We start from the raw sequence: 11,816 nt of genomic DNA on the forward strand, positions 1-11,816 counted from the left end.
AATGTCCCGCTAAGTTAGTCGCTTACACTTCTACAATAGTCTGATATGGGTGATCTATGTGCGTGCAGATTTTGCTGATGCACAACCAGAGGATATCAGATGAGCAGGCTTTTAATTAGCATCGACAGATTCGAGCACTTTTCCATTCACGTTAATGAAGCGCTCGATATCATTGATGTTTTTTTGTCCTTAGGATGGCAGGTTGACGTTGTTACCAGTACGTACGGTAAGACGGTGTCATTTGAACTGGAAAGGCTCAGACAGAATCCAGACTTTCGCATCATCAGCGAAAAGCTGGGCACTTTGGCCGATGAGTATGGGCTTATCCTGGTTTACAAAGGTTTTTTTAGCCAGAAACTCCTGTCTTCTGTTGCGTTATTTTCCAGAACCGCGCCCGTTATTTTCCGGCATTTTTACGACTATCACGATGTTTATATGCCATGGGGCGTTGAGCTTGAGAATCAGCTTGCTTCACTCTCTCTCAGCCTGTCGCCGGCGATCTCTGAGCGATTACTCCAGAACGGCCTTCTACCCGGTCAGGTAGAGGTTTTACCCTATACTTTCTCCCCTGCATTCAATGCATTCGGGCAGCGTAGGATTCGCACAGAATTGAAAAAGGTGCTTTATTTTGCGCCTGATATTTCTGCCGAAATGTATGAACTACAGCAGCAGCTCAAAGCACAAGCAATCAGCCTGGAATGGTTCGATTGCAGCCAGCCTGTTAGCCGTATTGAGCCTGAGTGGCTCAATAATTATGATGCCGTTATCGGTAGTGATGAGATTGTGGCGAAATCACTCATCCTCGGTATTCCTGTGTTTCTCGCCTCTACAAATTATGTTGAAGGCTATTTAGGCGAGCATAATTTTAGTGAGTTCGATAAATCACATTTTACTGTCGTTAACCTGCAGTTTTGTCCTGATGCGGATGAATGGATTGAATTACTCAAACGTGGCTTCAAGGATGCACTGCATTGGACGCTTGCAAATGAAGACCGCTTCCGAAATCAGTGGGACCTGTCTTGTGCCATCGACAAAATCATTAGCCTGCCACTTGTAGCCAAAAAATGGTCCATGGATGAACGCGCGCATCACGCTTTGCGTTTCCATAGCCAGTCAGTATTGTCATGGGTAGACAAAAACTATTCTATAGAGCAGTGGCTTAAAGAGAGGCGTATTACGGACGCCCGTCGGGCAGCATTACTCTCGTTTATTGGAGCCGTTCCAGAAAGTGGTCACATCGGCGTCGTCATCGTTAATGAAAAAGGCAACGCAGCTGACTGCAAACGTTCTCTGGCTGCGGTCAGGGAGCAAACACTGCCGCCCTCGACAATAAGCTTATTAAGCGATGATGATGTCGTTTTAGATGAAGGAACTTTTGCGCGATGTGAAAAGGGCTGGCTGGCTGAACTTAACCAATTGCTCAAAGACACAAGCGCCCCTTCCGCATTTATTGTTGTCATGGCAGGAGATGAGCTTTTACCGGATGCCTTGTTGCTCATGGCTGAACACCGTTTGCGCTATCCTGATACCGCCTTCTGGTATTGCGATGAGAGCTTTAACGATGAAAACAATGAACCCGGCGTCATACTGCGACCCGCGCCTAATATCGATCTGTTAAGAAGCACGCCTTACGTGGGCCGCACGCTGATGTTTGACAAACATAAGGCGCAGGCAGCAGGGGGGATCACCGATGAAATGAATCCCCTCGGACTTTATCAACTGCTTTGGCAATGCATTGAACAGCAAGGGCCGGGTGCACTTGGTCATCTGTCAGAAGTGGTGGTAAAGAGCAGTCAAGATAACGGCCGCTGGTTCGAGGAAAGCCATTACAGCGCAGCCTACCAGGACGTTGTTAAAGCACATTTACAACGTTTAGGGATCACGGCATCACTTGACGCCGGGATGAATCTGGGCACGATGCGGGTGCGTTACCACTGGGATGCTAAACCGCTGGTTTCAATTATTATTCCCACCCGCGACCACGCCGCCTTATTACGTACCTGTATTGATACGTTGATGGAGAAAACGCGCTATCCCTATTATGAATTGCTGATTGTTGATAACCAGTCAGTGGACGAACAGGCGTGTGCATTTCTTAACGATCTTGAAAAATTAAATATCGAACAAATCAAGGTCCTACGCTACGACGCGCCGTTCAACTTTGCAGCCATAAATAATCGTGCTGCGGAACAGGCACGAGGCGACATACTGCTGTTTCTCAATAACGACTGCCAAATTACCCATCCGGACTGGCTTGATGCACTGCTCGAACATGCCTTGCGTCCGGAAATTGCCTTGGCGGGCGCTCGTCTGGAGTATCAGGATGGCCGGATACAGCATGGCGGCTTTCTGCTCGGCGTACAGAATGGTGTAGACAGCCCCTGGGATGGGGTTGATGGTGAAGCCAGAGGCTTCCAGCGTTATCTGCAAACTGAGCACAACCTGGCCGCGGTAAGCGCATCTTGCATGATGGTTCGCAAATCGGTCTTTTTTAGTCTGGGTGGATTTGCTGAACAAGAGTATCCCCTGTATTTCGCGGATGTTGATCTGGGCCTACGCGCTTTACAGCAAGGTTACCTGAACGTCTGGACACCATGGTCGCGCGTTCGTCATATGGGCGGAGCAACCCGACTGATGACGGAAAAATTCCATGTGCAGGAAAGACCTTTTCTTCACGATTACAGCAAGCTTCGCAGCCAATGGCGATCGATGCTCTTGCGGGATCCCAGCAATAATCAACAAATGCAGCGGGCAGGTAAAGCGTTCACGCTTGGCGCAGGAACGGCGCGTTTCCAGCAGCCGTTACCGGGGCGCCCCTTGCCGGTTGTGTTAGCGCATCACGTTGACTGGCAGGGATGTGGCAATCACCGTATCGTCCAGCCATTTAAAGCGCTGGAAAGTAATCTGCTGTTAGAAGGCGGTATGACCCAGCAGATTCCCGGCGTCATGGAAGTGGCGCTTCTGCAACCAGACATCATTTTGCTGGAGTCATTAAGTGGAAGCCGCTTCCCTTCAATTATGAAGCAGTATCGGGACGTCAGCGACGCGAAGATCGTGGTGGAATATGATGATTTCCTGCTGAACGTGCCGTTAAAAAATGGCAACCGCAACCACTTTCCCCAGCAGATCGTCAAAAATCTTCGCAAAGTGATGGAGTCCGCAGACTGGGTTGTCGTTTCCACGGCGCCACTGGCTGAGGCTTACAGCCGCTTTCACGCCGATATACGGATCGCGCAAAACCGACTGGCGGAAGCACAGTGGGGACACTTATTGAGTCAACGTGGTGTCGGGCGTAAGGTGCGTATCGGCTGGGCAGGCGGCAGCACGCACACGGGCGATCTGCAAATTTTATTGCCAATTATCAAGGAGCTGGAAGATAAGGTTGAATGGGTGTTCATGGGGATGAAGCCCCGGGGCGTTCACTGTGAATTCCATCCAGGCGTGCCTTTTGAGATGTATCCAGAAAAACTCGCCAGCCTCAACCTGGATCTGGCGCTGGTTCCTCTTGAAATCAACCAGTTTAATGAATGCAAAAGTAACCTTAGGCTGCTGGAGATTGGCACCTGCGGCGTGCCCATTATCGCGACCAGTATCGAGCCTTATCGCTGTGGATTGCCTGTGACCCTGGTTGAAAACCGCTTCAAAGACTGGATGGGCGCCCTACGCGCGCACCTTGCGGATATGGATGCCACTTATCATCTGGGCGATCAACTTCGCGCGGCGGTCCATCAGGACTGGTATCTGCGAGAGCATGGACTGAATGAATGGCAAAAGGGTTGGTTAACGCAGTAGCGTTTTAACATCCGAATAAACAGGCACCGCGTTATCGCCAATGACAGAGTCAGCAAGCGTCATTGTGCTTTAGGTGCCTTCAATATCGTTAACAGTGTTACCGCGCCGTACAGGTTGAAACCAGAATGGATAAATTTACCTACCCTTACTTGTTATTGTCCCCTGATTATCGTGAATCTTCACTGGGTATTCAGGTCATGCATCGACTCTGTCATATGATAAATGAGCAAGGCGGTAAAGCCTGGATGGTGAACTGTGAAGTTAATCCTGAATGGAATACGCCGCGCCTGGACGAAAAACAATGGAATGATATTCAGAATAGTGGCCAACCCTGGATAGCCGTTTATCCAGAAGTTACCTCCGGAAATCCGTTATCTGCCCCAGTTAGTGTTCGTTATATGCTGAACAGGGAAGGGATCATCATGAAAAACAGGCTGGAAGCCGGCCCAGACGATCTTTTTTTCTGGTATCGCAGTGAATTTGCAGAGAAAGCCGTTAATCCTGAAATTCTGTGTCTTGAAGCTTACGATCTTGATGTGTTCCGTGACGATAATCCGCATAAAGATTTGCACGTTCTTTATTTGAATCGCATCCCGAAATCGGCTGTTGATTTCAGCCAGCTTCCAGCAGACATACAGATTTTGTCAATGGAAAATCCGCTCACCCTGTCGGAACTTGCACAGTTACTAAAACGGACCAACGTTCTCTACTCTTATGAGTCGTCTGGAACCTGTGCGCTGGCGATTTTGTGCGGAAGCCCTGTTGTAGCACTGAGGGCTGCAGGCTATGAGCACCTTGCTATCAATACGATCACGATACGTGATAATGATGGTGCTGGTATCACGCTAGAAAACTCAGCGGAAGGGATTGCCCGTGCGCGTCAAACCCTCGGCAAAATGCGGGAAAATATATTGGCGCGCCGGGAGACGGGGCAGCGTCAGTTTGAGCGTTTCGTCGCATTGACGCAACAGCAGGCCGCGCAAAAGGATGCAGAAAAACAGCAACACAGTTTGACCCACTGGTTACAGCATCGCAGCGTGCCGCAAACATTATGGCCGGCAACACCTGAGAACATCCCCCGCTTACTGATTGTTATACAGCAGCATGAGGGCGGTGACATACAGCAAACACTTAATACTTTGCTGCCTCAATTTGAACACGCTATTGGCAGTCAGATAGTGATAGTTTCCTCTGATTCAGCTAATACTAAACCGAACTCGCCCTTAAATTATTGCCCTCCTGAACGTTTACTGTCCGTCGTTAACAGCCTGGCAGAGCAAAACGTATTTGACTGGGTTCAGTTCATTCCCGCGGGATGTGATTACAGTGCTCAGGGTATAAGACTGGCTATTGATGCATTACAGGATATCCATCATCTGGCCCTGGTCTATGCCGACGAAGCGATTAAAGAAGTCAATGGTGTGCTGAGCCCGCACTTTAAACCTGCTTTCAATCTGGATCTTTTTTTAAGCGCCCCACATCTCTATTTGCAACGCGGCTTCTTTCATCGTGAAGCCCTTATGGCCATTGGCGGTCTGGACACCGACTATCAGCGTTGTTTTGAACTTGATGCGATTTTAAAGCTACTCATTCGGTTTGATATTGGCGCTATCGGACATTTATCGGATGTCATAGCGCTGATACCGAAAGAGGTCTGCACTGCTACTGCGTCTCAAGAGCAACAGCAACTGCTTCAGCGTTACCTTTTGCAGAGAGGATTTGATCAGGGAAGTGCTACTGCTCAGCCAGGCAAACCGTGGCAGATACAATATGGTAGGAACATCACGCTCTCACTGTCAGTGATTTTGGTAGCGGGAGATAATTTGCCCGCTCTCCAGCGCTGCTTCACTACACTTTATCAGCAAATGCCAACCCAGGCATTTGAGATGCGCGTTGTCGTTCAACCGCACACGTCTGACGAGATTCGAGCCTGGCTCGACTGGCTGGTAAAAAACAATACGGCCGTAATCCACATTGTTGAAAGCCATGAAAGGTCAGACATGATGGCGATTAACAGGGCGAGTCAGCATGCAACGAGTGAATACCTGCTCTTGCTCAATGCCAATACCGCCTTCGTCAGCAGTACCTGGTTTACGGCACTGGTAAACCACGCTCTTCGTCCAGAAGTCGGTTGCGTGGCGCCACAACTGATCAATTTTAATAATCAGATAGTCTGTGCGGGTTATCTTTTAGGGATAAATGGCCTTGCTTTTCCGATGGGATATGGTGAGAACTGGGGCCGTGCAGGTAACCTTTCGCGGCTGCTCAGCGATTGCGATTATTCGGCACTGAGTAAAGATTGTTTACTGATCCGCAACAGCCTGTGGCAACAAACTGGCGGATTTGACACACAGTTTACTCAGCCCTTGTTAGCCAGTCTTGACTTAGGGCTGCGCATTCGCGAAACCGGGCATCTATCGATCTGTACGCCTTACAGTGTGGTAGCAAAAGATCATGTCATCACAGGCTATCCGTCCGAGTGTTTGCCTCAACCTTCATCAGAACTCACTCTTTTTTACCAACGCTGGTTGGCGGTTATTGCCCAGGATCCCGTTTACAGCCTTGGGTACAGCTTGAGTCAACGGCTCTTTCAGCCAGATACAACGTTGAGTGCCAGCTGGAATCCGTTGCATCACCACGGCGTACCTAATGTGGTCTTGATTGTCGGTGGGCAACAAGATGCTACTGTGCAACGTCTGATTTTAACGCTGGAAATGCTTGCGTCAGCGTGCTCACTTCATTTATTACTGCTTGAACGTGTTCCAACGGCACCTGAGTTGTACAGATTAAAGCCCGATGTGCTGCTGATCGCGGGAGAAGTGAATAACGATCTTTGCCAGTGCGTAAAACAGTTCAAGCAGCATAGCGCCTGCCAGATAAGCTATGCCCTCAGTGATGACATCAACAGATTTAATCTCAAAATTCTATTTGAAAATGAACTCATCAGCACCTGGCTGACGTCAAGTAGCGCTTATGTCAATTGGCTCAAAAAGCGGCATAAAATGGCCGTTATTCTGCCTAATATTCTTTCAGAGCAATGTCATGATAGAGAAAACCAGCAACATAGCGCAAAACCGCGTGTGCTTTGTATCACCCATTATCTGGAAGAAAAAGATTGCCAGCTGCTTGATGCTGCGATTGTAAGTTATACAGACCAACTTGACTGGATAATACTGGGCGACTCGCCCAAGGCGTGGTTGCCCTATATTGCTGAAACACATCGTTATTTTGATGAGCGTCGTCTGGTTAAGCAACTGGCATCGCTTTCAATTGATTTCGCTGTCGTACCGCGAAGTAGCATTGATGAAAACCGTTTTAAAGATAATTTTTGCCTGATGCAGTTAGCCGCGTGCTCAATTCCAGCTGTAAGCAGTGATGTGCCTTCTTTAGCGTGTGCACTACCGGGCTGGAAAGTTAAAAACAATGCAGATGCCTGGAAAAAGGCGATTCATTTGCGATGTGAGGCGCCAGACGAAACCATACAGACTGCAAGCCAGTTACAGGCCTCACTTTCTGCGCTTATCGACAGCGAGGACGCTAAAGCGTGCTGGTTTAAAGCATTAGGGTTGAGCAAAAATAACGGATAACAAGAACCTGTGCCACAGCGGTAAGTCAGCGAGGCGGGTTCTTTATATGAAGCAAAATTAACAGCGGGTGCTTACAGTATGCAAAATAATGGCCAATCGAAAAATGTACTCGTAACAAGCCCGCTTTTGCCGCCGCTTGAAGAGTTTTTACCCTATCTGGAACAAATTTGGCAGAGCAAACAGCTAACGAATGGGGGGCCTTACCATCAGGAGTTAGAAAAAGCGCTCGCCGAGTATCTGGGTGTTGAACATATTTGCCTGTTTGCTAACGGTACACTTGCGCTGGTCACCGCCTTACAGGCGTTACGTGTGACGGGGGAAGTGATTACGACACCCTATTCATTTGTTGCGACATCACACTCGCTTTTGTGGAACGGCATTAAGCCCATTTTTGTCGATATTGATCCTGTCACCTGCAACATGGACCCGGCAAAAATTGAGGCCGCCATTACACCTAATACCAGTGCGATTCTTCCCGTTCACTGCTATGGCATTCCTTGCGATGTAGAGGGTATTCAGCGTATCGCGGACAATTATGGCTTGAAGGTGATCTACGATGCTGCTCACTGTTTTGGCGTTAAGCAGGATGGAGTAAGCGTTCTGAATCATGGTGATTTATCTATCCTTAGTTTCCATGCCACTAAAGTATTTAACACATTTGAAGGTGGGGCGATCGTTTGCCCTAATGCAAGTGTTAAACGCCGCATCGATTTTCTTAAAAATTTCGGTTTCGCTGACGAAACTACGGTAGTGGCTCCGGGTATAAACGGCAAAATGAATGAAGTTCAGGCCGCATTTGGGTTGTTACAGCTCAAGCATCTTGATAATGCATTTGCTCGTCGGGCTGATGTTTACGAAAAATATGTCGCGGCATTGGGTTCGGTGGAAGGGCTGTCGTTCAGTCATCTTCCGCAAGGATTAACATGGAACTACTCATACTGTGCCGTGTTTATCGACGAGCAGTATTTTCCAATGAGCCGCGATGCGCTGTATCAATTATTTAAGCAACAAGATATTTATGTTCGTCGCTATTTCTACCCACTCATTTCAGAATTTCCAATGTATAAAAGTTATGCTTCATCACATCCTGGCAATCTGCCTGAGGCAACGCGCCTGTCTCATCAGGTGCTTTGTTTGCCGATACATCCGAGCCTCAGTGTCGACGATCAAAACAAAATTATTGAGATCATCCTGTCTGTTAGCCAGATGAAAACGGTGGCCTGATTCAGCAGCAGTTATGGATGTTAATAAATAAACATGCCAGAGGTGCGCGTATCTGGCATGTTTGTCTCCTTTACCCCAACTGAGCAACAGGGCCGGCTGGAGATTAGATACCTACGTCCAGACTATTTTTAAAGGGGACAGACAGAATGTTGACCCTCTTTCTCACATGCCAGATGCGACAGCACAACACCATTTTCTGAGCAGCACGATCATTCTGTTCAGCATCACAGCACTCTTTCCTCAGCCTTGTCAGCAAAGCCATGCATTGAGTACCTGCTTTTCACTGCTTCCTGAATTATTCAATGTCTTAATTAACGACAGAAAACGTACGGTATTCCCAGCCAGAAACTTGAATCTGGTCTGGTAAATTAGTGCTATTCAGTTTGAGTTAGGTAAAGCAGACAGTGAAATTAGCGATCTATGGTGCGGGTGGACTGGGAAGAGAAGTCTTACTTCTTGCTCAGCAGATTGAAAAACAGGCTCATCGTTGGGATGGTCTGATTTTCATTGATGATATTTCGCCCAATCGTGATGTTAAAGGTATCCCGGTTGTTAGTTTTGACCAGGCGCTGACGCAGCACATTGAAGTGGTTATTGCGGTGGGCGAGCCGTCACTCCGTGCGCAACTCGCTGATAAAACTGCCTCTCATCACCTGGCACTTGCCACGCTTATTCATCCCGATGTTACCGTTACCGAATGTACCCGCGTTGGGCCTGGTTGTGTGCTCGCAAAAGGCGTTTATCTTTCCTGTGATGTGACGCTTGGCAGTAACGTTTATATGCAACCTAACGCCAGCGTGGGGCACGACGCTCAGGTGGGCGATCACGTTGTGATATCTACGTTTGTTACGACTGGTGGCAATGTCGTGATCGGCGATCGCGTATTTATTGGCATGAGTGCGGTCTTACAGCAGAAAATTACTGTAGGCAATGACGCTATTATCGGTATGGGTGCCGTCGTCTTTAACGATATCCGTGAAGAAGGTATTGCGTTGGGGAATCCAGCTCGGGTGATGCGCAATAATGATGAAAAGCGGGTTTTTAAATCACTGTGAACTGCGCTACAGACTCTGAGGTAAGAATGAATTTTTTGTCAGAAATTACAGAACGAGAACACTATTTTTTATCTGCTATCGCGCGGTTCCGCAAAAATGGCCTTCCTGTTGTGCTTTGCGGTAATGGGTATGTCGCCAATGTTTTTAAGAAATTTTTAGATAAGCAGGGTGTGAGTTTATATTGCTCAGCGCTAACGCTTGAGTATATGCCTAACGAAAAACATGAACACATTGAAGTCCGCGCTATTGAAGAGCTGGTTGACCTACCCCAGCGATTTAATTATATAATTGGTTTTCAGACCTGTACTGATTTTTTGATAGAAAAGCTACAAAAAAATGCTGAAGAATTGATAATTTGTGATCCTTCTTCAATCGAAATGTTCAGTGCAGGCATGATTGATTACGATTTTTGTTTTGATAATCGTGACAGCCTTCAGGCTTTATACGACTCGTTCGGTGATGATTTTTCACGGAAAACATTTACAGCTTACCTTAATCAAAGAATTTGCGGTCAGGTTGGTCATCTGCTCCCTTATCATAGCGATAATGCTTACTTTAATGATGAACTCGTGACACTTGGGAACGATGAGATTTTTGTTGACTGCGGTGCTTATGATGGCGATACAGTCCTTTCGTTTGTAAAGAATTTACGCGAACTCAACCTTGCACCAGCGAGAAAAATTTATGCATTTGAACCTGACTCAAAAAACTTTAAGAAATTGGTGAGCAATACTAATCATCTGTCAAATGTTTCGTGTATTCATTCTGGCGTGTGGTCGAAGAATGACGAACTGAGTTTTAATGAAAGTGGTGACCAGAATTCAGGGATTGTTGAAGGGGGCAGTCATCATAAAATTTCAGTCTCGAGTATTGACCGTGTTGTAAATGATGAACCTGTTACATTTATAAAGATGGATATTGAGGGTGCTGAACAGCAAGCGCTTAAAGGTGCCGAGGCCACGATTTTAAAGCATAAACCATTACTTGCACTTAGCTTTTATCATCGGCTGGACGACTTGTTTATTATCCCGTCCTACATTAAAGCTTTGCATGACGACTATCGTTTTTGTTTGCGTTGGCATCACCGTAAATATGCATATGACCTTGTTCTTTACGCCTTGCCATATTAACAAAGTACGCTAAAAAGATAATGAGAGAAATACTATGTCTAATATCGAACGTTACAATGCTATTTTTGTAGAAACCTTTGAAGTCGATGCATCCATCCTGCCGGATTACAAATATCAGGATACACCATCCTGGGATTCCGTTGGGCACATGAGCATGATCGCCGCACTCGAAGATACCTTCGATATCATGCTGGATACCGAAGATATTATTGCCTTCTCTTCCTGGTCTGAAGGCAAAGAAATCCTGAAAAAATACGACGTAGAATTATAGGAGTTATTATGCTTCTTGCTGGAAAATGGGCAGTCATAACGGGATGTCTGCAAGGTATCGGCAAGGCAACGCTTGCGACGTTCGCCGCGTCAGGCGCATCAGTTTTTGCCTGTTGCCAGCATGAAGATCCTGATTTCATGTTTTTCATCAAGCAGTTAATGGATGAAAACGACGTTGAGATTGTCCCTGTTTATTTTGATTTACTGAGTGATGAGTCGGTTAAGGCCGCGGCACAACAGATTCAGAAAGCCAAAAAGCCTGTTGAAATATTAATTAATATTGCCGGTGCTAATTTTGATGCGCTTTTTCCCATGATGACGAACGAGCAACTTCATAAAACATTTAGCATCAATTTGTTTTCTCAGCTTGTGTTTACCCAATACATCACGCGTCTGATGCTGCGTAATAAAAAAGGCAGCATCGTTAATATTTCCAGCATTTCAGCACTTGATGGAAATGTCGGCCAGTTGGCGTATTCCGCTTCAAAAGCGGCGTGGTTAGCAGCAACGAAAACACTCTCGGCGGAGCTTGGTCCACAGGGTATAAGAGTGAATGCCATTGCGCCGGGCGTCATCAGCACGCAAATGACGTCAACATTACCGACAGAGGTCATGGCGCGTCAGATGGCCCGCTGCGAATTAAAACGTCCCGGACTGCCTGACGAAGTTGCCAATACATTGCTATGGCTTGCATCCGATAATGCAAGCTATGTAACAGGACAGGTCATTCGTGTCGACGGCGGAATGGGTTGAGGGCA

The 11,816-nt window shown here is 47.1% G+C and carries 7 protein-coding genes; all 7 read left to right on the forward strand.

The window, feature by feature from the left end; all coding sequences use genetic code 11:
* Nucleotides 1-99 precede the first annotated feature (99 nt).
* The 7 genes from P9J57_RS08700 to P9J57_RS08730 all read left to right on the forward strand — a co-directional run bounded on the left by P9J57_RS08700 (nt 100) and on the right by P9J57_RS08730 (nt 11,811).
* Nucleotides 100-3,792 (forward strand): glycosyltransferase, encoded by a 3,693-nt coding sequence (locus tag P9J57_RS08700; protein ID WP_483279471.1) that lies wholly within the window; start codon nt 100-102, stop codon nt 3,790-3,792.
* A 125-nt stretch (nt 3,793-3,917) separates the two neighbouring features.
* Nucleotides 3,918-7,379, forward strand: a complete 3,462-nt coding sequence (locus tag P9J57_RS08705; protein ID WP_483279472.1) for a glycosyltransferase family 2 protein — start codon at nt 3,918-3,920, stop codon at nt 7,377-7,379.
* Nucleotides 7,380-7,457: 78 nt separating this feature from the next.
* Nucleotides 7,458-8,603 (forward strand): DegT/DnrJ/EryC1/StrS family aminotransferase, encoded by a 1,146-nt coding sequence (locus P9J57_RS08710; RefSeq protein ID WP_013026154.1) that lies wholly within the window; start codon nt 7,458-7,460, stop codon nt 8,601-8,603.
* 404 nt (nt 8,604-9,007) lie between these two features.
* Nucleotides 9,008-9,658: an acetyltransferase gene (locus P9J57_RS08715; protein WP_019105013.1), complete on the forward strand. Its 651-nt coding sequence runs from the start codon at nt 9,008-9,010 to the stop codon at nt 9,656-9,658.
* A 26-nt stretch (nt 9,659-9,684) separates the two neighbouring features.
* Nucleotides 9,685-10,788 (forward strand): FkbM family methyltransferase, encoded by a 1,104-nt coding sequence (locus tag P9J57_RS08720; RefSeq protein ID WP_014593935.1) that lies wholly within the window; start codon nt 9,685-9,687, stop codon nt 10,786-10,788.
* A gap of 34 nt (nt 10,789-10,822) precedes the next feature.
* Nucleotides 10,823-11,059, forward strand: a complete 237-nt coding sequence (locus P9J57_RS08725) for a hypothetical protein (RefSeq protein WP_013026151.1) — start codon at nt 10,823-10,825, stop codon at nt 11,057-11,059.
* 8 nt (nt 11,060-11,067) lie between these two features.
* On the forward strand, nt 11,068-11,811 hold the full coding sequence (locus P9J57_RS08730) for an SDR family NAD(P)-dependent oxidoreductase (RefSeq protein WP_019105012.1): 744 nt from the start codon (nt 11,068-11,070) through the stop codon (nt 11,809-11,811).
* The last annotated feature ends 5 nt before the right edge of the window (nt 11,812-11,816 follow it).

Source organism: Pantoea sp. nfd-35 (assembly GCF_056892255.1).

Coding starts and splice junctions, on each gene's coding strand:
- P9J57_RS08710 (WP_013026154.1), top strand. CDS start 7,458: ATGCAAAATAATGGCCAATCGAAAAATGTACTCGTAACAAGCCCGCTT.
- P9J57_RS08730 (WP_019105012.1), top strand. CDS start 11,068: ATGCTTCTTGCTGGAAAATGGGCAGTCATAACGGGATGTCTGCAAGGT.
- P9J57_RS08705 (WP_483279472.1), top strand. CDS start 3,918: ATGGATAAATTTACCTACCCTTACTTGTTATTGTCCCCTGATTATCGT.
- P9J57_RS08725 (WP_013026151.1), top strand. CDS start 10,823: ATGTCTAATATCGAACGTTACAATGCTATTTTTGTAGAAACCTTTGAA.
- P9J57_RS08700 (WP_483279471.1), top strand. CDS start 100: ATGAGCAGGCTTTTAATTAGCATCGACAGATTCGAGCACTTTTCCATT.
- P9J57_RS08720 (WP_014593935.1), top strand. CDS start 9,685: ATGAATTTTTTGTCAGAAATTACAGAACGAGAACACTATTTTTTATCT.